This is a genomic window from Salinimonas iocasae (genome assembly GCF_006228385.1).
Taxonomy (GTDB): Bacteria; Pseudomonadota; Gammaproteobacteria; order Enterobacterales; family Alteromonadaceae; genus Alteromonas; species Alteromonas iocasae.
Map to the genome: position 1 here is coordinate 2,068,526 of NZ_CP039852.1, position 23,599 is coordinate 2,092,124.

22 protein-coding genes are annotated in these 23,599 nt (G+C 47.9%); 20 read left to right on the forward strand and 2 right to left on the reverse strand.

Going from position 1 to position 23,599, the window contains the following annotated elements:
- Window positions 1-61: 61 nt before the first annotated feature.
- On the reverse strand, window positions 62-2,455 hold the full coding sequence (locus tag FBQ74_RS09075) for a Lon protease family protein (protein WP_139756379.1): 2,394 nt from the start codon (window positions 2,453-2,455) through the stop codon (window positions 62-64).
- Window positions 2,456-2,562: 107 nt separating this feature from the next.
- Here FBQ74_RS09075 and FBQ74_RS09080 point away from each other — a divergent pair, with 107 nt between their 5' ends.
- From FBQ74_RS09080 to lipA, 14 genes are all read left to right on the forward strand, one after another.
- The gene (locus FBQ74_RS09080) at window positions 2,563-3,096 is read left to right on the forward strand and encodes an SRPBCC domain-containing protein (RefSeq protein ID WP_139756380.1); all 534 of its coding nucleotides are present in this window, start codon (window positions 2,563-2,565) and stop codon (window positions 3,094-3,096) included.
- Between the two features lie 113 nt (window positions 3,097-3,209).
- Window positions 3,210-5,813, forward strand: a complete 2,604-nt coding sequence (gene leuS / locus FBQ74_RS09085) for a leucine--tRNA ligase (protein ID WP_139756381.1) — start codon at window positions 3,210-3,212, stop codon at window positions 5,811-5,813.
- Window positions 5,813-6,328, forward strand: coding sequence for an LPS-assembly lipoprotein LptE (locus tag FBQ74_RS09090; protein ID WP_139756382.1), 516 nt, complete (start codon window positions 5,813-5,815; stop codon window positions 6,326-6,328). Before leuS ends, FBQ74_RS09090 begins: the two co-directional genes overlap by 1 nt.
- A gap of 8 nt (window positions 6,329-6,336) precedes the next feature.
- Window positions 6,337-7,359 carry a DNA polymerase III subunit delta gene (gene holA, locus FBQ74_RS09095; RefSeq protein ID WP_139756383.1) on the forward strand — a complete coding sequence of 341 codons (1,023 nt, stop codon included), beginning with the start codon at window positions 6,337-6,339 and terminating at the stop codon, window positions 7,357-7,359.
- The gene (gene nadD / locus FBQ74_RS09100; protein WP_139756384.1) at window positions 7,359-8,012 is read left to right on the forward strand and encodes a nicotinate (nicotinamide) nucleotide adenylyltransferase; all 654 of its coding nucleotides are present in this window, start codon (window positions 7,359-7,361) and stop codon (window positions 8,010-8,012) included. Before holA ends, nadD begins: the two co-directional genes overlap by 1 nt.
- Window positions 8,005-8,355, forward strand: coding sequence for a ribosome silencing factor (gene rsfS, locus FBQ74_RS09105; RefSeq protein WP_408641317.1), 351 nt, complete (start codon window positions 8,005-8,007; stop codon window positions 8,353-8,355). Before nadD ends, rsfS begins: the two co-directional genes overlap by 8 nt.
- Window positions 8,356-8,425: 70 nt before the next feature.
- On the forward strand, window positions 8,426-8,896 hold the full coding sequence (gene rlmH, locus FBQ74_RS09110; RefSeq protein WP_139756385.1) for a 23S rRNA (pseudouridine(1915)-N(3))-methyltransferase RlmH: 471 nt from the start codon (window positions 8,426-8,428) through the stop codon (window positions 8,894-8,896).
- A gap of 5 nt (window positions 8,897-8,901) precedes the next feature.
- Window positions 8,902-10,809, forward strand: coding sequence for a penicillin-binding protein 2 (gene mrdA / locus FBQ74_RS09115; protein WP_139756386.1), 1,908 nt, complete (start codon window positions 8,902-8,904; stop codon window positions 10,807-10,809).
- Complete coding sequence (gene rodA / locus FBQ74_RS09120; protein WP_139756387.1) at window positions 10,806-11,927, forward strand: rod shape-determining protein RodA; 1,122 nt, start codon at window positions 10,806-10,808, stop codon at window positions 11,925-11,927. Before mrdA ends, rodA begins: the two co-directional genes overlap by 4 nt.
- On the forward strand, window positions 11,924-12,841 hold the full coding sequence (locus tag FBQ74_RS09125) for a septal ring lytic transglycosylase RlpA family protein (protein WP_139756388.1): 918 nt from the start codon (window positions 11,924-11,926) through the stop codon (window positions 12,839-12,841). Before rodA ends, FBQ74_RS09125 begins: the two co-directional genes overlap by 4 nt.
- Window positions 12,842-13,026: 185 nt before the next feature.
- Window positions 13,027-14,220, forward strand: coding sequence for a D-alanyl-D-alanine carboxypeptidase family protein (locus FBQ74_RS09130; protein WP_232371889.1), 1,194 nt, complete (start codon window positions 13,027-13,029; stop codon window positions 14,218-14,220).
- Between the two features lie 84 nt (window positions 14,221-14,304).
- Window positions 14,305-14,568, forward strand: coding sequence for a DUF493 family protein YbeD (gene ybeD / locus FBQ74_RS09135; protein ID WP_139756389.1), 264 nt, complete (start codon window positions 14,305-14,307; stop codon window positions 14,566-14,568).
- A gap of 24 nt (window positions 14,569-14,592) precedes the next feature.
- Window positions 14,593-15,225, forward strand: a complete 633-nt coding sequence (gene lipB / locus FBQ74_RS09140) for a lipoyl(octanoyl) transferase LipB (protein ID WP_408641357.1) — start codon at window positions 14,593-14,595, stop codon at window positions 15,223-15,225.
- Window positions 15,218-16,180, forward strand: coding sequence for a lipoyl synthase (lipA, locus tag FBQ74_RS09145; protein ID WP_139756391.1), 963 nt, complete (start codon window positions 15,218-15,220; stop codon window positions 16,178-16,180). Before lipB ends, lipA begins: the two co-directional genes overlap by 8 nt.
- 52 nt (window positions 16,181-16,232) lie before the next feature.
- Here lipA and FBQ74_RS09150 read toward each other — a convergent pair whose 3' ends face one another.
- Window positions 16,233-16,868: a response regulator transcription factor gene (locus FBQ74_RS09150; protein ID WP_139756392.1), complete on the reverse strand. Its 636-nt coding sequence runs from the start codon at window positions 16,866-16,868 to the stop codon at window positions 16,233-16,235.
- 168 nt (window positions 16,869-17,036) lie between these two features.
- On the opposite strand from FBQ74_RS09150, the gene cmoA reads away from it, so the two are divergent.
- From cmoA to FBQ74_RS09180, 6 genes are all read left to right on the forward strand, one after another.
- A complete protein-coding gene (gene cmoA, locus FBQ74_RS09155) occupies window positions 17,037-17,789 on the forward strand; it encodes a carboxy-S-adenosyl-L-methionine synthase CmoA (RefSeq protein ID WP_139756393.1) in 753 nt (250 codons plus the stop codon).
- A complete protein-coding gene (gene cmoB, locus FBQ74_RS09160) occupies window positions 17,782-18,765 on the forward strand; it encodes a tRNA 5-methoxyuridine(34)/uridine 5-oxyacetic acid(34) synthase CmoB (protein WP_139756394.1) in 984 nt (327 codons plus the stop codon). Before cmoA ends, cmoB begins: the two co-directional genes overlap by 8 nt.
- Before the next feature lie 93 nt (window positions 18,766-18,858).
- A complete protein-coding gene (locus tag FBQ74_RS09165) occupies window positions 18,859-19,737 on the forward strand; it encodes a kinase (protein ID WP_139756395.1) in 879 nt (292 codons plus the stop codon).
- On the forward strand, window positions 19,734-20,558 hold the full coding sequence (locus FBQ74_RS09170) for an HAD-IIB family hydrolase (RefSeq protein WP_139756396.1): 825 nt from the start codon (window positions 19,734-19,736) through the stop codon (window positions 20,556-20,558). Before FBQ74_RS09165 ends, FBQ74_RS09170 begins: the two co-directional genes overlap by 4 nt.
- Window positions 20,559-20,566: 8 nt before the next feature.
- Window positions 20,567-21,790, forward strand: coding sequence for a glycosyltransferase family protein (locus tag FBQ74_RS09175; RefSeq protein WP_139756397.1), 1,224 nt, complete (start codon window positions 20,567-20,569; stop codon window positions 21,788-21,790).
- A 3-nt stretch (window positions 21,791-21,793) separates the two neighbouring features.
- Window positions 21,794-23,554 (forward strand): sugar phosphorylase, encoded by a 1,761-nt coding sequence (locus FBQ74_RS09180; RefSeq protein ID WP_139756398.1) that lies wholly within the window; start codon window positions 21,794-21,796, stop codon window positions 23,552-23,554.
- Window positions 23,555-23,599: the final 45 nt, after the last annotated feature.

Here is a 23,599-nt window from a genome sequence, read left to right on the forward strand (position 1 = left end):
GTTATCGCTGTAGCTTTTCCCGGTACTTTATCGATCAAGACATCAGCTTTGCGCTGAGTGTTTACTCTTCGCCGCCATTAACGATGAGGGCAATATTATACAATCGGTTGACCGCTTGGTAGTTAATTGTGTTTTTAGGATAACGTCCTCGTGAACTCAACGCCCCGGCTTCCTGCTGCATCAGCAGACTCAGCGCTTCATCGACTGTTTTCACCGGGTAAATATGAAACTGACCGCGGGATACTGCGTCAATCACAGCATTATCCAGTACAAGGTTAACCTTGTTCGAGTAAGGGATAACAACGCCCTGCTCGCCCGTAAGTCCACGATGTTGACACAAATCGAAAAACCCTTCTATTTTCTCGTTTACGCCACCTACCGCCTGAACTTCACCATATTGATTAATTGAACCGGTAATAGCCAAACTCTGCAGTGCAGGTATTTCTGTCAGCGCAGAGATAAGAGCTACCAACTCCCCCAGCGATGCGCTGTCACCATCAATATGACCGTAGGATTGTTCCAGCGCGATGTTAGCTGACAATGTCAGCGGGAAATGCTGCGCATATTTATTCCCTAAATACCCGGTAAGCAGCATAACACCTTTGGAGTGTATGGGCTGGCCAAGCTCAACCTCACGCTCGATATCTACTACGCCATTCGCCCCGGCATATACGGTAGAGGTTATGCGTGCAGGTGTGCCGAACGTGGTATCTCCTATTTCCAATACTGTCAGTCCGTTAACTGTGCCTGCAGCCTTACCTTCAGTAGCAATAAGTACATGCCCTTCCTTGATATCATCAAGTAGTGTCTGACTTACCCTTCCGGTGCGGCGCTTTTTAGCGTGCAATGCAGTTTCGATATGTTGCTCGAGCAATACTTTGTGGCCGGCCTTATTGCAAAAATAAACCGCTTCGTTAACCAGCTCCAGAATTTCAGCGATATGTGCTGACAATTTATGTTTATGTTCAGCCATTCTCAGCGACTGATGTATCAGTCGCCCCATTGCACAAGCCGCTACCTTATCCAGCCCCTGTAATTGCACGTGTTTATTAACACGCCCGATAAAACTGTAAAGGTTCGTGTCCTTTGCCGGTATCTCAAGGTCAAAATCAACTAATACACGAAAAAGCTCGTCAAACTCATCGTCGTAGTCCTGCAACATATAATAAAGGTCGCGGGACCCCAGCAATATTACTTTTACGTCCAGTGTCATGGGTTGCGGATTAAGGGTAATCGCATTCACCATACCTACTTCCTGCTGTGGTAAATCCATCTTCAGGATGCCGGATTTAATTGCCCGTTTTAGCGTTTCCCATACATAAGGCTGCTCCACCATCTGATCTGCATCGAGCAAAAGGTAGCCACCATTTGCCTTGTGAAGCGCACCGGGTCTGATCATTCGGTAATCGGTGTAAACTCCGCCATGCATGTTTTGATATTCGATGCGACCGAACAAGTTTTGCCACGTGGGATTAGATTCATAGATTATTGGTGCGCCAGCATCATATTGGTGAGAAACCAGAATATTCGGCAGGTACAGTTCCTCAAGATAGCCTCTTTTTTCAGCATCATCTGATTTTTCCTCACGTTGCTCATCCAGCCAGAGTTCAACTACCGTGTTTGGCAAGTGAGCACGCAACTGGCGTAAATATTTAAGCACGCCGAGGTTGTCGGTGTAGGCATGTTCCAGTGCTTTAATTAACGGTTTAACGCCACCTTCAGCAGTTTGTCGGTTCAGTGTTCTGAGCTGCTCAGCGTTTTCCCGACGCCAGACCGGCAGACTGAGCAAACTTTCACTCAGACGATTTTCCAGCTCGTCGATTAACTCAAAAAAGTACTGACGTCGCGATGTATCCAACTGAGCAAATTGTGTTTCGGTGGCCGGTGCGTCATCAATAACCGGCACAAAACTAATGGTGCCTGATTGCTCCTGCATGACCAGCTGATTCGCATTCGCATAGCGCTCAACGCCATCAACCGCCTCATCGTATTTTTGCTGATAAGCCCGATTAATAGCGGCTTTTTTGCGCTGATAGCCTGGTGTATCGAATGCCGCGGGAAAGGTAGCCAGCACATCATTGATCAGATCTTTCATCGCCTTTTGAAATTTACGCGCCTGTGAAGCTGGCAACTTGAGCAATAGCGGCTCCCGCTCCTCTTCGAGATTTGCAATATAACACCAATCGTCAGGCGAGCTGAGTTTAGCCGCAGCGCGTTCAATGTGTGATTTGATTAACGAAAAGCGCCCTGTGGCCGGCTCACCCATAACATAAAGGTTATAACCCGGAGCGGTGATACCCAGTCCGAAGGTCATTGCTTCCTGCGCACGTTCCTGACCTACAAATGAAGCCTCCAGTGAGGCAGCATCATTGAGTGTCTGCTCTATAAAGTTGCAATCCAGCGTAGGAGCCAGTTCACCTTCAGGAATTGCCGGTATCGTTTTAGCAATAGGCATAGCGATTTGAATACTCTTTATTAATAGTGTTACTGCTCAGACGCATCAGTTGTGCAGTGCCATAATACATAATAAGGTTATTATTCCAGTCTTGTCAGGATAACGCTATGAAACGCACACATTTTCTATTGGGTTTCTTTGTTTTGCACGCAGGGGTGGCACCTGACGCACTTGCTGAAGTTACCGCTGTTTCCGCGCATGGCTTTGTAGTAAAGAATTCGTTCGTAACACGCCAGCCCGCTGATACTGTCTGGCTGTCACTCATTAATGATGTTGATAGCTGGTGGCCGAAAGACCATAGCTGGTGGGAAGGTACGTTTTCAATCAATGCGACAGCAGGAGGCTGTTTCTGCGAGAGAAAAAATAACAAAAGTGCCGAACATATGCGTGTCAGCTATGTTGACCCACCTGTCTCACTGGTTATGACCGGCGGACTGGGACCACTCCAGTCGATGGGCGTATACGGCGCGCTGAACTGGCAGATAAGTCCCGATAACGGTCTGACCAGAGTTACGCTTACTTATCAGGCCCAGGGGTATCTGCCGTCCGGGTTCAAGCAACTGGCCCCTGTAGTGGATGAGGTTCAGGCGGGACAGTTAGCGCGTTTACATGCATGGCTACGTCAGACTTATCCGGACTAAGCCCCCATAAGTTAGAAAAACCCGCGCCTGCTATTGTGGGGCGACGGGCCACTGGGGTATTCTATGCCGCTAATCATATCTACCCATAAACCAACGCGGAATTTTCGATTTTCATGGCCGAAAAACAGTATAACCCGAAAGAGATTGAGCAACAGGTTCAGCAGTACTGGGAAGAAAACCAGTCTTTTAAAGCAACTGAGAATCCCGACCAAGAAAAATTTTATTGTTTGTCGATGTTTCCATACCCCAGTGGCCGGCTCCATATGGGACACGTGCGTAACTACACCATCGGCGATGTAATCAGTCGCTTTCAGCGTATGCAGGGCAAAAATGTATTGCAGCCAATGGGCTGGGATGCGTTTGGTCTACCTGCAGAAAACGCTGCCATCAATAATAAAACAGCACCGGCAAAGTGGACATACTCAAACATTGAGTACATGAAGGGTCAACTGGCTTCGTTAGGTTTCGGATACGACTGGGATCGTGAAGTTACGACCTGTAAGTCTGATTATTATCGCTGGGAGCAGTGGTTTTTCACCCGCCTTTATGAAAAGGGTCTGGTGTATAAGAAAAATGCAACCGTCAACTGGGATCCGGTTGATCAAACCGTCCTTGCCAACGAGCAAGTTGTAGATGGCCGCGGCTGGCGCTCCGGTGCGCTGGTTGAGCAAAAAGAAATTCCGCAGTGGTTTATCAAAATTACCGACTATGCTGACGAACTATTAACTGATCTTGAGCAACTTGATGAGTGGCCCGAGCAGGTTCGTGCCATGCAGGCTAACTGGATTGGTCGCTCTGAAGGTGTGGAAATCACGTTTGATTTGGAAAAGCCTGATGACGAGCTTACCGCTTTGGATGTGTATACCACCCGCCCTGATACATTATTTGGGGTAACCTACGTAGGTATTGCAGCACAGCATCCATTAGCAGAAAAAGCCGCCGCGACGAATGATGCAGCAGCACGCTTTATCGAAGAATGCAAAAACACCAAGGTGGCTGAAGCTGAATTGGCCACTATGGACAAAAAGGGCTGCGCCACCGGTTTTTATGTTATCCACCCCCTAACTAAAGAAAAGCTGCCGGTATGGATAGCCAACTTTGTTCTGATGGATTACGGTTCCGGTGCTGTTATGGCAGTCCCTGGTCACGATCAGCGCGACTGGGAGTTTGCTACCAAGTACGACTTGCCGATTAAACAGGTTGTAGAACCAACTGAAGATGCAGACAGCCAATGCGACCTCAGCAAAAGCGCGTATACGGAGAAAGGCAAACTGATTAACTCCGGTGGTTTCAGCGGGCTACCGTTTGAAGATGCCTTTGACCAGATTGCTGCTGAGCTGGCGAGCCTGGGGCATGGCAAGAAAAAAGTAAATTACCGTTTGCGCGACTGGGGGGTTAGCAGACAACGTTATTGGGGATCGCCTATTCCAATGCTGAATCTGGAAAACGGTGAGTCAGTGCCGGTTCCGGCAGAAGACTTACCAGTCAGACTACCTGAAGATGTTGAAATGGATGGCGTCACCTCGCCAATAAAATCCGACCCGGAGTGGGCATCAACCACTTATAATGGTCAGCCCGCTACACGGGAAACTGACACATTCGACACCTTTATGGAGTCATCCTGGTACTACGCACGTTATAGCTGTGCGCAGAATCAGGAGGCAATGCTGAATCCCGAACAGGCGAATTACTGGTTACCGGTTGACCAGTATATTGGTGGTATAGAACACGCTATTTTGCACCTTCTTTACTCACGCTTCTTCCATAAATTGTTGCGTGATGAAGGTCTGGTTAACTCAGATGAACCCTTCAAGCGCTTACTTTGTCAGGGAATGGTGCTGGCAGACTCTTATTACAGCGAAGACGATTCAGGTAAAAAGACCTGGCATGCTCCGGGCGATGTATCGGTTGAAAAAGATGATAAAGGCCGGATAACCAAAGCCTGGTTGACCGAGTCTGGAGAGACTGTCCTGCACGGCGGCATGACCAAAATGTCTAAGTCTAAAAACAACGGCATCGATCCCCAGCAGGTTATTGACCAGTACGGCGCTGATACGGTGCGTTTATTTACAATGTTTGCCGCGCCGCCGGAACAGACGCTGGAGTGGATTGATTCAGGTGTTGAGGGTGCAAATCGCTTTTTACGCCGTGTATGGAAGCTGGTACAGGATCATCTGGAACAGTCTGATGTACCTGACGTTAATGCCTCTGCATTGTCGAAAGCACAAAAGGATTTGCGCAGAGAAGTTCATCGTACTATTGAGAAAGTCACAGATGATGTAGGTCGCCGTCAGACGTTCAATACTGCGGTGGCAGCAGTAATGGAGCTTCTGAATCATCTGCAAAAAGCGCCGACCGATGATGCGCAGGACAAGGCGATTATGCGCGAGGCAATCACTGCCTTACTGCAACTGTTAAACCCCATTACGCCGCACATCTGTCATGATTTATGGCTGCAACTTGGTCATACAACACCGATTGAGCACTCTGGCTGGCCGGTGGTAGACAAAGATGCGCTGGTAGAAGATGAAAAGCTTATTATTGTCCAGGTTAATGGCAAACTAAGAGCAAAGATTACTGTTAGTGCGTCGGCCTCTAAAGAAGAGGTCGAGGCTGCTGCGGTTTCTCATTCGAACGTGCAGCAGTTTACTGAAGGCAAAACAATCCGTAAGGTCATCGTGGTGCCTGGTAAGCTTGTCAATATTGTGGCCAACTAATGCAGTTACTGCGCAACACGATATTGATTATCGCAACCTGCCTGACTGTGGCAGGTTGCGGTTTTCACTTACGTGGCTCACAAACCCTTCCTCCGGATATCAATGCAGTGACATCCACGTCTGTGGTAGCGCACTCATTGCTTAAACGGGAGCTTGATGAACGACTTAACGTTTATGAAATTCCGCGAAAACCATTTGATACGGTCACGCGGTCGGATATGAGCGATACCGTCATTATCAGGCTATTGCCTGAAACCATCGAACGACGACTTCTATCAGTATTCTCTACCGGCCAGGTAGCCGAATATGAGCTTATTTATGGCGTGAATTACACGGTCACCTTCCCTGGTCATGATCCAATCAACGCCTATTTTGAGATTATGCGTGATTATCAGGATGACCCGGACAAGGTCCTGGCCAAGTCCAGAGAGCTTGATCTCGTGGTCAGTGAAATGCGTAAAGAGGCTGCCGACAGAATTATCCGCCGGCTTGCATTACAGGCCAGCGAGCTCTAGGTCCCGGCATGCAGGTATATCCAAATCGCTTTGATAGCGAAATTTCCGGGCAACTGAAACCTTGCTACATGCTTTTTGGGGACGAACCACACCAGAAGCTGAGCATGTTGCAGTCGGTCAGACGGCGCGCTCGTGAAGAGGGATTTGACGAGCGTACTGTGTTTGTCGCTGATAAGGATTTTAGCTGGTCACAACTGGTTGAAGCCACACAAACACTTTCTCTGTTCTCAAGTGCCCAGGTGATTGAATTGGAGTTGCCTACCGGAAAACCAGGCACCGAAGGTAGTAAAACGCTTCAGGAAATTGCCCCATCCCTTGGTCATGACGTTCTGCTGGTCGTTCATGGTCCAAAGATAGGAAAAGATGTACAGCGAACAAAGTGGTTTAAAGTGCTCGATGAAATCGGTGTGTTTTCGTTAGCTTACCCTCTTGAAGGCAAACATCTGGATACCTGGCTTAGCCAGACACTGAAAGCCTTTTCTCTTACAGCAGATACTGATGTCATTCGTTTGATAGCAGAGTTTACTGAAGGCAATATGCTTGCTGCATATCAGGAAATCGAAAAGCTGGCCCTGGTTTATCAAAATCAGCATATTGACCGCCAACAGGTTGAAGCTATCATTGTTGACCAGTCACGTTTTAATGTTTTTCAGCTTGTTGATGTTATGCTCAGCGGTGAGCAGCAGCGTTGTATAAAAATGCTATATCGCCTGGAAAGTGAAGGTATAGAGCCAACCATCGTATTGTGGGCACTTGCCAGAGAGTGGCAGCTATTATGGAAGCTAAAGCAAATGCTCAATCGGCAAGAGACCATTCAATGGCAACGTCACGGGATTTGGCGGAACCGGCAGGCTGGTTATCAGGCGGCATTGGCGCGATTATCTGTTGAGTCACTATCGGCGCTACGTGATCAGCTTCGAGATGCCGATATTGCATTTAAACAGAATCAGGTTGTCAGGCCTTATGTGAAATTGTGTCACCTGACATTATTATTTATGGGCATGCCAGCCACGCTTGCACTGGGCGCATAATGAGCGAACCGGTAATTTGTCTGCTCGGCGGAACGTTTAACCCACCCCACCAGGGGCATATAAAAGCCGCACTGGATGTTGCAGGCGAAATTCACGCACCCTCGGTAGGTCTCATGCCATGCCGTATGCCGCCTCACAAAGAAACAGATGGCGTCGGCGAGAAACACCGGGTAGAGATGACCAGGCGTGCCACCGCGAGTCATTCGACTCTTTATACCGAACTGGCAGAGTTGTCTCTCGATGAGCCTTCATATACCGTCAAAACGCTTCAGTATTTACGGCGCAACAACCACAAGGCTTCGATTATCTTTGTCATGGGTGAGGACTCATGGCTGTCTTTGACCAGTTGGTTTGAATGGCGGCAATTGCTTGATCTTGCACACATTGTGGTAATGCGACGAGAAACAACCGAAAAAAAAGTGCCGGCGGCGCTTGTAAAGATTAAATCAGACCATAAAATATGCGACCCGGCTAAGCTTTACCAGCAACCGGCTGGCTTTATCTATTTTGCCGAAACCCAACTGCAGCCGATTTCCTCTTCGCAACTACGGGACGCGTTGAGACAACAATCTTCATCCCGTTCATCGTGGCTTGATGACTGGTTGCAACCATCTGTACTACACTACATAAGAGAGAATAGACTGTATGTCTGACACCGCAGCTTCTCGGGGAGAACTTTTGCAGAACACAGAACTGAAACAGTTTGTAGTCGATAAAATCGACGATATGAAAGGCCGGGACATTATTGAAGTTGATGTCGAAGGCAAATCCAATGTTACCGACACAATGATTATTTGTTCAGGTAATTCCAAGCGCCACGTTATGGCGATTGCCGATAACCTACTGGTTGAAGCTAAGCATGCCGGTCACCCTCCGCTTAGCGTTGAAGGCAAGGATACCGGCGACTGGGTGTTGGTTGATCTTGGTGAAATCATCGTGCATGTTATGCAGGACGAAACACGCGATTTTTATCAACTTGAAAAGTTGTGGGCATAAACTAACCACCGATACACCCTGAACTGACAATAACGCAGGATGTAAATTACAATAATAAGAGAGTGGCGCTGTGCGAATTCAAATAGTGGCTGTAGGTACCAGAATGCCCGATTGGGTAAGTACCGGAGTAGAAACTTTCCTGAGCCGCTTCCCCACCGATATGCCTGTGTACTTTACAGAAATTGCAGCGGGCAAACGCGGTAAAAACGCCGATATTAAGCGTATCTTACAAAAGGAAGGACAAGCTACGCTGGCGGCCATTCCCAAGAGCAACCGGATTGTCACCCTCGAAGTTAACGGCCGGCCCTGGGATACGCCGAAATTAGCCAGTCAGCTTGATAACTGGAAAATGGATGGCCGAGATGTGTCGCTACTTATTGGTGGGCCGGAGGGCCTTGCTCCTGAATGTTTACGCGTTGCAGAACAGCGCTGGTCGCTTTCACCTTTGACCCTGCCCCACCCGCTGGTTCGCATCATTGTTGCAGAAAGTTTGTATCGGGCCTGGTCTGTCACTCAAAATCATCCCTATCATAGAGAGTAAGTCGATTGGCACGTAAACGTCAGCATATTCGCGATCACAGTGCAGAGGCTAATCTGTTCGCCCGGCGCTGTGCGATTGCTTTGCTGATCGTGGTTGGTATGCTCGGGGTGGTGGTAAGCAACCTCTATAGCTTACAAATCAGCCAGTTTGAAGATTATCAGACCCGTTCAAACGGAAACCGGATAAAGGTGCTACCGGTCGCTCCCAATCGGGGGCTTATTTACGACAAAAATGGTATTTTACTGGCAGAAAACCGCCCGGTCTTCAGCCTTGAAGTTATTCCCGAACAAATAGACGACCTGGCTACCACCATTGCCGACCTGTCTGCCCTGATGAATATCAGTCAGGAAGATCAGGATGATTTCTTCAGCACACTCAAAAGCCAGCGACGCTTTAAGCCGGTTGCGCTTAAAACACAGTTAAGTGAGCAGGAGGTTGCTAAATTCTCTGCTCACCAACATCAGTACCCCGGTGTCTCTATCGAAGCTCGCTTATCCCGTTATTATCCTTACGGCGATACGCTGACACATATTCTTGGCTATGTAGCCAAAATCAATAAAACGGATTTACAAAAAATTGTCGAGGCAGGCCAGGAAGCTAATTATGCTGCCACCCACGACATCGGCAAGCTGGGTATCGAGAAGTTTCATGAAGACCTTTTGCATGGTGAAGTGGGCTATCAGCAGGTAGAAGTAAACAGCCAAGGTCGTATAATAAGGACGTTGGATGTCGATCCGCCGGTCCCCGGAAAAGACATCGTTCTCAACATCGATCTGCAATTGCAGATGGCTGTTCAAAAAACCCTGGAAGACCAGCGAGGCACCGTCGTGGTATCAGACCCGCACACAGGCGGGGTTCTGGCAATGTATTCAAATCCAAGTTATGACCCTAACCTGTTTGTACATGGTATCAGCCGGGCTAACTACGCGGCTTTATTAAACTCGCCTGACCGCCCGCTGATAAATCGCGCAACGCAGGGACAATATCCACCGGCATCGACAATCAAACCTCACCTTGCTTTGGTGGGGCTGGACTCTCAAACCATTGACAGGGGTTATACCATTAATGATACCGGCCGTTTTCGCTTGCCTAATGTTTCCCATGTCTGGCGGGACTGGAAGCGCTGGGGTCACGGTAAAGTAGATGTCAGTAAAGCGATTGAAGTGTCCTGCGATACGTTTTATTACGATCTGGCCTATAAACTGGGCATCGATAAAATCAGTGCCGCTATGACCGACTTCGGCTTTGGTGACTATACCGGTATCGATTTGTACGAAGAGTCTGACGGAAACATGCCCAGCCGTGGCTGGAAACGAGCGCGCTTCAACCAGCCGTGGTATATCGGTGATACTATTCCTGTGGGTATCGGGCAAAGCTTCTGGACAGCGACGCCGGTGCAACTGAATCAATCTATCAACACCCTGATCAATCGCGGAACGCGCTATGTGCCTCAGTTACTGCATGGGTATATGCAGGACAATGGTGATGTTATTGCTGAGCCGCCTAAAACGCTGCGACCGTTTCTTGTCCAGCAGGATAAAAACTGGGATATCGTGTTAAAGGCGATGTGGAAAGTGGTCAATGGTGAAGAGGGAACGGCTCGCCATGCCTTTGACGATGTACCGTATGTCTCAGCCGGTAAAACGGGCACAGCGCAGTTATTTTCTATCGGACAGAATGAATCTTACGAAGAAGATGAAGTCGCCGAACACCTTCGTGATAACGCAATGTACGTAGGTTTTGCGCCATTTGAAGACCCCGAGGTATCAGTGACGGTGGTAATAGAGAACGCCGGAGGTGGCAGTTCAAACGCTGCGCCTGTAGCGCGTCAGGTGATGGATTATTACTTTGAAAACATTTCAGCTACCGACTTTCCGGATACTGACGATCAGGCTCAGGATGCAGCACCATGAAGCAAAAACGAGCAACGCTGAATACAAATACCCCCCGGTTTCTGGAACGCTTCCACATTGATGTCATTTTGTTGATGGGACTGCTTACGCTGATGGCCGTCGGCATGCTTACCCTCTATTCCGCATCGGGGCAGGATGTTGCGCAGATGGAGCGACAGCTTACTCGTTTGGCCGTTGGCCTGGGTGTAATGCTGTTTATGGCGCAAATTCCCCCCATGGCGTATCGACGCTTATCAACCTATGCGTATATCGCCGGTTTATTAATGCTGGTAGCGGTATTGCTGTTCGGTGATATGGGCAAGGGCGCCCAGCGCTGGCTGGATCTCAAAGTTATACGTTTTCAACCCTCGGAGCTGATGAAGCTGGCGGTGCCTATGATGGTGGCCTGGTATATCAGCAAATTTACGCTTCCTCCACGCACTATCCACGTGGTAACCGGCTTTACCCTGGTGGTTATACCTACTGTTCTTATTGCCAAGCAACCGGATTTAGGCACATCGCTCCTTATCGCCAGCTCTGGGGTATTTGCTATATTTCTGGCAGGCATGAGCTGGCGACTTATCGGTATTGTTGCAGGGTTAGGTGGCGCTTTTCTGCCCGTCATGTGGTTTTTCCTGATGAAGGAGTATCAGAAACAACGGGTAATAACGTTTTTGAACCCGGAAAGCGATCCGCTGGGTGCGGGCTACCACATTATTCAGTCTAAAATTGCTATTGGCTCAGGTGGTGCCCAGGGTAAGGGATGGCTTCAGGGGACACAGTCCCAGTTGGAGTTTTTACCTGAACGCCACACTGACTTTATATTTTCGGTATTCAGTGAAGAATTTGGTCTGCTCGGTGTGATTGGTTTACTGGCTATCTATGTTTTTATCATCTGTCGCGGACTGATTATTGCCACCCGTGCGCAGGATGCATACAGTAAACTCCTGGCTGGTAGCATTACGCTGACGTTTTTTGTCTATGTTTTTGTCAATATGGGTATGGTGTCAGGATTGCTTCCGGTAGTGGGTGTTCCGCTGCCCCTCATTAGCTATGGCGGTACATCTATGGTGACATTGATGGCAGGATTTGGCATTCTGATGGCAATAGGAACTCAGAAACGTTTTTTATCACGATGATGAAGCCAGTATTACGTTTAATTGTAATCGCCGGTGCAGTAGCGCTGACTGCCTGCCAGACCCCGGGCCGGTACGCTCAGAAACAGGATTCTGAGCCTACTTTTACATACGAGGAGCCGCTCATGGAAGACATGATGCCTCGTTATGAACCCTATCGTTCATTTAACTCCCGCCCGTACGAGGTATTAGGTAAACGCTACTACCCTATGCAAACCGGTAAGGGATATGAGCAGGAAGGCCTGGCGTCCTGGTATGGACAAAAATTTCACGGCCATCTCACCTCAAATGGCGAAGCGTACAATATGTTCATGATGACAGCGGCACACAAAACCCTGCCACTTCCAAGCTTCGTAAAAGTAACAAATTTATCTAACGGCAAAACTGCTGTGGTCAGAGTGAATGATCGCGGACCCTTCCATGAAGATCGTATAATCGATTTATCATATGCAGCGGCGAAAAAGCTGGGCTACCAGAAACATGGCACGGCCAGAGTCAAGCTGGAAGTTATTCACTTCGACCAGAACAATAATGTCACCGTTGGCAGTGCCCCTACAGTACCTTACGAAGAATACGCCGGGCTTAAGCCTGCTGAGCCGGTTACAGTGACAGTTAATGCGGCGAAAAAATTCAGTGTTGAAGAAACCGATGTCAAAGCCTCACCGGTTTCAGACGCACCTGCAGCAGATAACGAAACCTTTATTCAGGTTGCAGCACTTAGTGACCTGGATAAAGCAAAGTCGGTATCAACCGTGCTGTCAGCGTTGTACCAGGTCCCTACGCAGATACCGTTTATTGACGATATTTATAAACTGCGTCTGGGTCCTCTCAAAGATCGGTTTCAGGTGCAAATGCTGCTTGAAGAATTAAAGAATAACGGCTACCCAAACGCTTATACAGTGCAGGGAACGCTGTAACTATGCATCGTTGGCTGGCGATGTTCTGCTTCGGGGAGGCAGATTATGGCAGGAATATGGAAATCTGCGGTTAATGACCATAAAAAGGTAAACTTTTCCCCTATAAACTAGTCCTATACCGGGGCTTGCGATAGAATCCTGCGCTAAGACCCAGTTAGCAACATCAACACGGTATTAAATAAATCATGCATAATTATAAACTACGCGCTAACCCGTCGGCATTTGCTCGATTCTTGTCAGTTTTAGCATTCACGCTGACATTCATCTGTACAGCATCCTATGCTGCTGTTGTCACCCCGCCCGCTCCCGATGTCGCCGCTGAAGGTTTTGTCCTGATGGACTATGATACAGGGCATGTAATTGCGGACAAAAACGCAGATATGCAGCTTGCTCCTGCCAGCTTGACTAAAATGATGACCACTTATGTAATCGGTAAAGAGCTTGAAGCCGGTAACATAAGTCTGGATGACGAAGTTACCATTTCAGAAAATGCCTGGGCAAAAAAATTCCCAGATTCTTCAAAGATGTTTATCGAAGTGGGTACCCAGGTCAAGGTTTCTGATTTATTACGTGGCATCATTATACAGTCGGGTAATGATGCATGTGTGGCGATGGCCGAGCATGTAGCCGGCTCTGAAAGCGCGTTTGCAAGCATGATGAACGCACATGCACAATCGCTGGGCATGACTTCCTCACACTTTGTAAACAGCCATGGTCTGCATGACCCGGATCACTACACATCCCCTCGTGATATGGCTATCTTGTCGCAGGCGCTGGTTGACGAGACCCCTGAAATTTATGGCATGTACAGCGAAAAAGAGTTCAGCTACAACGGCATCAAGCAGTACAACCGCAACAGTCTGCTATGGGATAAGAGCATGAATGTTGACGGTATTAAAACCGGCCATACGTCTGACGCTGGTTACAGCCTTATCACCTCTGCCAAACAAGGTGATATGCGTTTAATCTCGGTGGTAATGGGTACAGACAGTGAGCGTGCGCGTAAGGTAGAAAACAAAAAGCTGCTGCGCTACGGTTTCAGATTCTACGAGACAGTTACCCCTTACAAAGCAGGAGAAAGCTTCGTTTCACATCGTATCTACATGGGCGATCGCGAAACAGTTGACCTGGGAATCAATCAGGCCACACCGATTACTATTCCGCGCGGACAGGCAGAAAATCTCGAAGCAAACTTTGAGCTGGATAAAAAACTTGAAGCGCCACTGGACAAAGGTCAGGTTGTGGGCACGCTTTACATTCAGCTTGAAGGTAAAGATGTTGCTGAGTATCCACTGGTAACATTGCAGGAAGTCAACGAAGGTGGCTTGTTCGATCGCGTCTGGGACTGGGCAATGTTACAAATTGGCTGGGAAGAGTAATTAGATATTATTAACTAAACCTAGTTCTCACACGGCCAGATTTGTTACAATCTGGCCGTTTTTATTTGCAGTCAAGGATATCGCATGGATACCCGTTTTGATGAATTACTGGATTTTCCCACGTTTCAGACATTTAAAGTACTGGGCGTAGCGCACGAAGATCTTCCGACTCAGGTTGTGGCATGTCTGCAGGAACATGCCCCTGGTGATTATTCACCGGCAGTTAAGCCAAGTGCGAAGGGAAATTATCACTCTGTCTCTGTCAGTGTTAAGGTGACCAGCAAAGAGCACATGGAGACTATTTACACTGAACTTGCGAAAATTGAGTTGGTAAGGGTTGTATTGTAAGTGACCACGCAGCCCTCTCCTTTAATAATTCGCCAGTTGGGTCGTCAGCCATATTTGCCGGTTTGGCAGAAAATGCAGACATTTACAGATGAGCGACAGGCCGAACATGCTGACGAAATCTGGCTGGTTGAACATGATCCTGTCTTTACTCAGGGCCAGGCAGGTAAAGCAGAGCACATCTTAATGCCCGGCGACATCCCCGTGGTTGAAGTGGATCGGGGTGGTCAGGTGACATACCATGGTCCGGGTCAGCAGGTTATCTACCTGCTATTAGATATCAAACGACGCAAACTGGGTGTCCGCCACCTTGTTAATGCAATGGAAAACGCCGTGATAGCGTTGCTGGCATCGGATGGTGTTGAAGCGTATGCCAAAAAAGATGCGCCCGGTGTTTATGTTGATGAAAAAAAGGTTTGTTCATTAGGTCTGCGTATTCGCCGTGGTTGCTCATTCCACGGACTGGCGTTAAATGTTGCCATGGATCTTGAGCCTTTTACCCGCATAAACCCGTGTGGTTACGCGGGTATGGAAATGACTGATACACGGACACTAGGAGGAGCAGATTGCCTTGAAGTTGCAGGCCCTGCCCTCATTAAGAAAATACTGAACGAGCTGGATATCCAGCAGACAGAATTTAAAGAAGGTTTTGATGAGTAATGCACGTCCCCAAGCCGGAGTGAAACTCCGCGACGATGAAAAGGTCAAACATATTCCCGTCACCGTCATTCCTACTGAAAAAGAGGAAATGCTGCGAAAGCCTGAGTGGATAAAGATCAAGCTGCCGCGCACGACCGACCGCATCGATCATATTAAAAAAACACTGCGCAAAAATAATCTTCACTCTGTGTGTGAGGAAGCCAGTTGTCCGAATCTGGCTGAGTGTTTCAACCACGGCACCGCGACATTTATGATTCTGGGCGATATTTGTACCAGACGCTGTCCGTTTTGTGATGTGGCTCATGGCAAGCCGCTTCCACCGAGTGCAGAAGAGCCAGAAAAACTGGCCAGAACAATTGCAGAAATGGATCTAAAATACGTGGTCATAACGTCGGTTGATCGAGATGACCTGCGCGACGGCGGTGCTCAGCACTTTGTTGATTGCATAAACGCGATCCGTGAGCACAGTCCAACCACCACGATTGAAGTGCTGGTTCCTGACTTCCGCGGGCGAATGGATCGCGCTTTGGAAATCTTTAAAAATGGCGTTCCTGATGTATTCAATCACAATCTTGAAACTATCCCACGTTTGTACCGTGAGTGCAGACCGGGCGCCAATTATCAGTGGTCTTTAGATTTACTCAAAAAATTTAAGGCACAACATCCTCACGTACCTACCAAGTCTGGTCTGATGATGGGTATGGGTGAGGAATCTGATGAGATTAAAGGTGTACTGCAGGACTTGCGAGATCATGGCGTGGATATGTTAACGCTGGGTCAGTATCTGCAACCAAGCCGCCATCATTTTCCAGTGAAAAAATACGTGCACCCAACAGAGTTTGATGCGCTTGGTGATTTTGCCCGCGAGATTGGCTTCAAGCAGGCTGCATGCGGTCCGATGGTACGCTCAAGCTACCACGCTGATCAGCAGGCTGCCGGTAAGGAAGTTAAATAGTTAAAACCTATTTTCGCAGATTAAAAAACCCGGCACATGCCGGGTTTTTTTGTTAGCTGAGCTGTAATTTATCCATTAACAGCACAGCCTGGGTTCGGGTATTAATTTCCAGCTTTCGCAGAATCGCACTAATGTGAGCCTTGATAGTTGCTTCAGTGACATTCATTTCATGAGCAATTTGCTTGTTCATCAAGCCGGAACGTAGGAACGATAACACCTGAATTTGTTTCGGCGTCAGCTCTCTGAACCGTTTGAGCAGCGAAGATAATTCTTCATTCACGGCAGCCAGGTCTGCTTTTTTATCTTCAGGTACCCAGCTCTCTCCATTTTGCACCCGCACGATGGCATCGGCGATATCTTTTGTCGCAGAAGATTTAGGGATAAAGCCCTGCGCGCCAAGACTCATAACCTGCGCAATTACCTCAATACCTTCGCTGGCGGAAACCACTGCTACCGGGGTATCCGGGAAAGCCTCTTTCAGGGTTATCAGCCCATTAAAATATTCACCGCCAGGCATATTTAAATCCAGCAACACAAGATCTATCTCATGATGTTGCTCCATTACCGCCATCATTGAATCCAGCGAGTCAGCTTCCAGAATTTTGGCTTCTGTAAAATGCGGCGTCAACGCACCACGCAATGCTTCACGAAAGAGTGGATGATCGTCCGCTACCAGAATATGGGTCATGGGCTAATTACATACCTTGTTACGAATAACTACTTATATGACACTTTAGTCTAACAAGCGTTTGCATGAAAGGGGAAGCGCACTAAAAAGTCAGGTATTAACTGTTGTAATTGGAAATTACGCTCAAACAGGTAAAATTAACCTATTGAGACCCAATAGGTTAATACCGTGCAAAAACAAGATACCATTTTTGCCAATCCCATGGATTCGGTAAAGGATTTTAAATTCGATGAAGCGGTGGCTGACGTCTTTCCGGACATGATTCAGCGTTCAGTTCCCGGTTATCAGACCATTATCCATACTATCGGAGAGCTGGCTGCGCGCTATGTTCGCTCTGCCAGCCATGTGTACGACTTGGGTTGTTCGCTGGGTGCCGCCAGCTTGTCAGTAGCCCGCTCAACTGCAGATACGCCCTGTGATATTTTTGCCATCGACAGCTCGCCTGCAATGACCGAGCGTTGTGAAAGAATGGTTCGTTCTTTTTCCTTACCCAATCCGGTCAATGTACAGTGTCAGCTGGCACAGGATACAAAAATCAATAATGCCTCCATGGTAATTATGAACTTCACTTTGCAGTTTATTGAACCAGAGCATCGCCTGGCATTACTCAAACAAATTTATGATGGAATGAATGATGGAGGCGTACTGGTACTGTCTGAAAAAGTCAGTCACCCAACTGTGCAAGGTAACGAGCTTTTGATTGATCTTCATCATCAATTCAAACGCGATAATGGCTACAGCGAGCTGGAAGTTTCACAAAAGCGTGCGGCACTGGAAAACGTTATGCTGACTGATTCTTTTGCGACCCACGAACAGCGCCTTCTGGACGCTGGCTTTAGTGACGTTGTTATGTGGTACAAGTGTTATAACTTCATGTCTCTGGTTGCAATCAAATCCAGTCGGGGAAATAACCATGAATAATCAGGCACAGCGCTGGTTTGAAAGTGCTTTTCGTTCGCTACTGGGTACCCCCCTAGCCCATTGGCTCGAGACACTGCCACAGCAGATGCGCACGTTTGAAAGTCAGGGAAAGCATGGGGAATTCGATAAATGGTGTCGGATGCTTGAAAAATTGCCTCAGACGACACCTTCCGGGGTTAATTTCAGTGACGCAGTAACTATCGGTGAAGCCCGGGATATCGATTCTTATACCGAGAAACAAATTACAGGCCTGCTAAAACAATTTATGCCCTGGCGAAAGGGCCCTTACTCGCTGCACGGCATAGACATAGATACTGAATGGCGTTCTGATTTTAAATGGGATCGGGTTGTCCCCCACATCAGCGACCTGGCCGACAGGCTGGTACTCGATGTAGGCTGTGGCAGCGGCTATCACATGTGGCGAATGCTCGGATCTGGAGCCCGGGGTGTATATGGTATTGATCCGACCCAACTGTTCATGATTCAGTTTCAGGCAATTAAGCACTTTGCGCCAGACAATAACATTCACTTTCTGCCCCTGGGCATTGAGCAAATGCAACCACTAAATGCGTTCGACACTGTTTTCTCCATGGGCGTGTTGTACCACCGTAAAGATCCTATGGCATTTTTGGAGCAACTTAAGCATCAATTGCGGCGCGGTGGTGAGCTTATATTGGAAACACTGGTTGTCGATGGTGATGAGAATACGGTCTTAATGCCGGGTGAGCGTTACGCGCAAATGCGAAACGTATGGTTTCTACCCAGTGTTGATGCATTAACCAAATGGCTGGAAAGGCTCGGTTTTGTGGATATCAGTCTGGCAGATGTCAATCGTACCTCGCTGGAAGAACAGCGCGCTACAGAATGGATGACCAGTCAGTCTCTGCAAGATTTTCTAAACCCTGAAGATCTTTCACTGACCATCGAAGGCTATCCCGCTCCCCAGCGAGCGGTGCTTATCGCAACACGTAAGTAATTACCACAAATCCATTTATGTGTCTTTTGGCACAATAGTTGTTACCTGTTTTGCTATTATTAATGTGCACAATGCACCAAGACAGGTAATGACATGGATATTGCTCCTTTTATTGCACAACATCAGTTACCCGATAATTACGCAGACGTTGCACAAAACTGGTTCAACCCTCTGGCTGAAGAGATAGCGATGCTTCAACATAGTGCAGGCATGCCTGTGTTCGTTGGCGTCAACGGTAGCCAAGGGTCTGGCAAATCAACCCTGTGCGACTATATCGCGTTTTATCTTCAAAACACCCAGTCTCTCAATGTTGTTGTACTTTCTGTCGACGATTTTTATTTATCCAGAGAAGAGCGCTTCAAGCTGTCTGAAAAGGTCCATCCGTTATTAACGACGCGGGGCGTTCCCGGTACCCACGATACACAGTTGGCCCAGTCAACATTATGGGCATTAAAGAATAATCAGAAGGTCGCATTGCCACGCTTTGATAAAGCCAGTGACGATCCAAAACCAGAATCAGACTGGCCTGTGATCAATAAACCCGTGGATATCGTTCTTATTGAGGGCTGGTGCTGGGGGGTGCCTGCTCAGACTGAAGATGCACTGGTCGAGCCGGTGAATACGCTCGAGCGTCGTGAAGATCCGCAAGGAATATGGCGTCGCTTCGTCAATACCCAGCTTGCAGGTACCTACCAACAGCTTTTTGAGCAAATGGATTACTGGGTCATGCTAAAAGCGCCATCCTTTGAGCATGTTTACCAATGGCGTTGTGAACAGGAACATAAACTGGCAGCGCGTCAGAAGCCAGGTGTACCCAGTAATATAATGAGCGATGAACAGATAGCCCGCTTTATCCAACACTACCAACGCCTCACAGAACACGCACTGAGCACGTTGCCTGGGCAATGCGACAAAGTATTTGAACTGGATGGCGAAAGAAAAATAACAAATGTACTTAAAGGTAACCGATGAGTTCAACGGACACGCTAGTATTTACCGACATGGACGGCACATTGCTGGACCATCACACGTACAGCTTTGACGCTGCCAAACCGGCTTTGGCATCACTGAAGCAAAAAAATATTCCCGTTATACCCTGCACCAGTAAAACGTACGCTGAGATGGTGGAGTTGCGCGATTATATCGGCCTTACCGGCCCTTTTATTGTTGAAAACGGTGCTGCGGCGTTTGTACCACACGGTGTGCTGAGTCAAAAGCCGGTCGGAGCGATTTGGCAGGATGGATTCTGGTGCCAGTCGTTCACCTCTCCTAAAGCCCACTGGCTGAAGTTACTGGAGATGATCAAACCCGAGTTTGAGGGCGAGTTTACCCATTTTAGTGAAATGAGTATTGATGACATCGTTCAGGCTACTGGCCTGGATGAAGCATCAGCATCACGTGCTGCCCAGCGACAATATGGCGAGCCTGTGATGTGGCTGGGCGATGAACATCGGAAATCTGAATTCTTGCGCGCGGTCAAAGCACGGGGAGCCCAACCGCTGGAAGGTGGTCGTTTTATTCATATTTCCGGCGATTGTGACAAAGGTGCCGCACTGCGGTGGCTCGTGCAGGCGTTTGGCCGTCAAAGTGAAAAGACACCCCGAGCCATTGCACTGGGCGACGGCAAAAATGATATCGCGATGCTCGAAGCTGCGGATATTGCAGTGATTATTAAGTCACTCAATCACCCGCCCCCAACAGTAAAAAAAGAAGAAGCGCTTTACACCAGTACCCTACCCGGTCCGGAAGGCTGGACAGAAATGCTCACAAAATTGCTTTCATTACAAAATTAGGAGGTACCATGGCCGATTTTTATCAAAACGGTGTGGTGACAACATTACATAACCTGGCTAATCGACCCACGGAAGATTTAGAAGCCGAGTTATTACGCTTTTCGCAAAAACGCCCGATGGCTTTAATTTTGCCATCTCTGTACTCTGAACTCGAGGGTAAAGCGCTTCCCAATATTCTTGATGAATTAACCAACGTTCCCTATTTGTCAGAAATAGTTATTGGTCTGGACCGTGCAGACAAAGCGCAATATCAGCACGCCCTTAAGTTTTTCGGCCGCCTTCCACAGCATCACCGGGTATTGTGGAATGACGGGCCTCGTCTTAAAGCCATTGACGAGGAACTCACCGAGCTTGGTCTTGCGCCTAAAGAGCTGGGTAAAGGCCGGAATGTCTGGTATTGCATGGGTTATATTCTGGCCTCAAACCGCGCCGAATCAGTGGCGTTGCATGATTGCGATATCGTGACCTATAACCGGGATTTACTGGCAAGGCTGATTTACCCGGTCGCCAACCCCATGTTCAATTATGAATTCTGTAAGGGCTATTATGCCCGGGTGGCTGATGGCAAAATTAATGGCCGGGTTTCCCGCCTGTTGGTCACTCCCCTACTTCGAGCATTGAAGCGTACACTTGGTGATCATGAGTATCTGGAATTTATGGACAGTTTCCGCTACCCACTGGCCGGCGAGTTTTCTTTCAGAAGGGATGTACTGAACGATATTCGAATCCCGAGTGACTGGGGACTTGAGATTGGTGTTCTCTCGGAGATGCACCGTAATTATTCGCATAATCGTTTGTGTCAGGCTGATATTGCCGAAACCTACGATCATAAGCATCAGGACTTGTCTTTGAATAATGATCAGGGTGGCTTGTCCAAGATGTCTATCGATATCACCAAGGCGGTATTCAGAAAACTGGCTACACAAGGATTCACGTTTAGTAATGAGATGTTCCGCTCAATCAAGGCAACGTACTACCGCATCGCGCTGGACTTTGTTGAAACCTATCATAACGATGCCATCATGAATGGTCTCAACCTGGATATTCACCGGGAAGAAAAAGCCGTAGAAATGTTTGCCAGTAATATTATGAAAGCGGGTCAGAGTTTTCTGGAAAGCCCGATGGAAACGCCTTTCATACCGAGCTGGAACAGAGTTACCAGCGCGGTGCCAGATATTTTAGACAGATTATTAGAAGCAGTGGAAGCAGATACGTCCGAATTACTGGGGTAGCCCATGACAGCTAATCTGAAAGCATTACACGAAAAAGTCTCGCATCATCTTCAGGCTATTTATGCTGATGTGGTGCTGGACCGGCCGGTTGGTGAGCTGGCCACTGCACTTATGCAAACCATGCGCATCGACAATGATGATGACATTATTGCGCCGCAATCCCATTGTAACTACTGGGACGAAGGCGATGTGGTAATGATTACCTATGGTGACAGTATTACCGATGGTCATGAGAAACCGCTGTTTACCCTGCACCGTTTTTTGAATACGTATTGTGTCAATACCATCAATAATGTGCATATTCTGCCATTTTTCCCCTACAGCTCTGACGATGGTTTTTCAGTCATTGATTATTCCAGCGTTAACGAATCACTGGGTGAGTGGGAAGATATCAGCGGTCTGGCTGAAGAATACGGATTGATGGTTGATCTGGTGGTGAACCACTGTTCTTCACGCAGTGCATGGTTTGAAAATTTCATAAAGGGAGAAGGCACTGGCAGTGATTTTTTCTTCACCGCCAGTCCGGATGACGACCTGTCCATGGTAACCCGCCCGCGCGTGTCCCCGTTATTGCGAGAAACGCAGACCAGCGAGGGTACGAAGTATGTCTGGTGCACATTCAGCCACGATCAGGTGGACTTTGATTTTCGTAATCCTAAGGTGTTATTGGCGTTTATGGAAATTATCCGCCTTTACATCGATAAGGGCGCGAAGATTTTCCGAATGGATGCGGTTGCTTTTTTATGGAAAATCGTTGGCACCACGTGTATTAATCTTGAGCAGACACACGAAATTATTCGCCTGATGCGCACGCTCATTGAGCATGTCGATCCGCGTATCATTATTATCACCGAAACCAATATTCCCAATCGCGAAAACCTTACTTACTTCGGTAACGCTAACGAAGCTCACGCCATCTATAACTTTTCCCTGCCACCGTTATTGGTGAATACGCTGGTTACAGGTGATTGCAGGTACCTTAAAAGCTGGATGATGAGCATGCCACCAGCGCAAAGCGGCACAACATATTTCAACTTTATCGCATCACACGATGGTATTGGTTTGCGTCCTGCCGAGGGACTGTTAGCCGACGAAGAAATTTCGTCACTGGTACATGCGATGCAGCACTTCGGCGGTAAAGTATCCTGGCGCGCTTCTGCGCACGGGCAGCAAAAACCCTACGAAATTAACATCACTTTATTTGATGCACTACAGGGTACCATTGCCGGACCCGATCGTTTTCAGGTAGACAGATTTATCTGTGCACATGCGATTATGCTGGCCATGGAAGGAATTCCTGGCGTTTATATTCATAGCCTGCTTGGTACTTCCAACGATTATGAGAAGGTCGCCAATACAGGGCAGAACCGCTCAATAAACCGAAAAAGGTGGGATCTTTCGGAGCTCGAAGCGCTTCTCGATTCGCCCTTTTCACAGCATCATAAGGTACTGACAAGACTATCTCAGCTTATTCGTATCAGAAAAGCACAACCTGCTTTTCATCCAAATGCGACGCAATTTACCCTGCAACTGGGAAATCAGGTATTCGGTTTCTGGCGGCAAAGCCTCGACAGGCAGCAGAGCCTGTTCAGTATCAGTAACATCAGTGATAAAGAGCAGTCTGTTCTGCTATCGGATATAAATTTGTTTGGTACCGACCACTGGATGGATTTAATTACCCGTGAACCCATCGATAATGATGAAAACTACCTGCAGTTAAAACCTTATCAGACTGTGTGGATAAGTAACCTCGATCCTTCCTGAAAAGACAGGCGCGCACGCGCCTGATTTTTCTTTTTATATCAACCG

What these genes read in the sequence shown, in the direction of transcription:
- FBQ74_RS09075 (WP_139756379.1), bottom strand. Translation starts at nt 2,455, where the DNA reads ATGCCTATTGCTAAAACGATACCGGCAATTCCTGAAGGTGAACTGGCT.
- FBQ74_RS09080 (WP_139756380.1), top strand. Translation starts at nt 2,563, where the DNA reads ATGAAACGCACACATTTTCTATTGGGTTTCTTTGTTTTGCACGCAGGG.
- leuS (WP_139756381.1), top strand. Translation starts at nt 3,210, where the DNA reads ATGGCCGAAAAACAGTATAACCCGAAAGAGATTGAGCAACAGGTTCAG.
- FBQ74_RS09090 (WP_139756382.1), top strand. Translation starts at nt 5,813, where the DNA reads ATGCAGTTACTGCGCAACACGATATTGATTATCGCAACCTGCCTGACT.
- holA (WP_139756383.1), top strand. Translation starts at nt 6,337, where the DNA reads ATGCAGGTATATCCAAATCGCTTTGATAGCGAAATTTCCGGGCAACTG.
- nadD (WP_139756384.1), top strand. Translation starts at nt 7,359, where the DNA reads ATGAGCGAACCGGTAATTTGTCTGCTCGGCGGAACGTTTAACCCACCC.
- rsfS (WP_408641317.1), top strand. Translation starts at nt 8,005, where the DNA reads ATGTCTGACACCGCAGCTTCTCGGGGAGAACTTTTGCAGAACACAGAA.
- rodA (WP_139756387.1), top strand. Translation starts at nt 10,806, where the DNA reads ATGAAGCAAAAACGAGCAACGCTGAATACAAATACCCCCCGGTTTCTG.
- FBQ74_RS09125 (WP_139756388.1), top strand. Translation starts at nt 11,924, where the DNA reads ATGATGAAGCCAGTATTACGTTTAATTGTAATCGCCGGTGCAGTAGCG.
- FBQ74_RS09130 (WP_232371889.1), top strand. Translation starts at nt 13,027, where the DNA reads ATGCATAATTATAAACTACGCGCTAACCCGTCGGCATTTGCTCGATTC.
- ybeD (WP_139756389.1), top strand. Translation starts at nt 14,305, where the DNA reads ATGGATACCCGTTTTGATGAATTACTGGATTTTCCCACGTTTCAGACA.
- lipA (WP_139756391.1), top strand. Translation starts at nt 15,218, where the DNA reads ATGAGTAATGCACGTCCCCAAGCCGGAGTGAAACTCCGCGACGATGAA.
- FBQ74_RS09150 (WP_139756392.1), bottom strand. Translation starts at nt 16,868, where the DNA reads ATGACCCATATTCTGGTAGCGGACGATCATCCACTCTTTCGTGAAGCA.
- cmoB (WP_139756394.1), top strand. Translation starts at nt 17,782, where the DNA reads ATGAATAATCAGGCACAGCGCTGGTTTGAAAGTGCTTTTCGTTCGCTA.
- FBQ74_RS09165 (WP_139756395.1), top strand. Translation starts at nt 18,859, where the DNA reads ATGGATATTGCTCCTTTTATTGCACAACATCAGTTACCCGATAATTAC.
- FBQ74_RS09170 (WP_139756396.1), top strand. Translation starts at nt 19,734, where the DNA reads ATGAGTTCAACGGACACGCTAGTATTTACCGACATGGACGGCACATTG.
- FBQ74_RS09175 (WP_139756397.1), top strand. Translation starts at nt 20,567, where the DNA reads ATGGCCGATTTTTATCAAAACGGTGTGGTGACAACATTACATAACCTG.
- FBQ74_RS09180 (WP_139756398.1), top strand. Translation starts at nt 21,794, where the DNA reads ATGACAGCTAATCTGAAAGCATTACACGAAAAAGTCTCGCATCATCTT.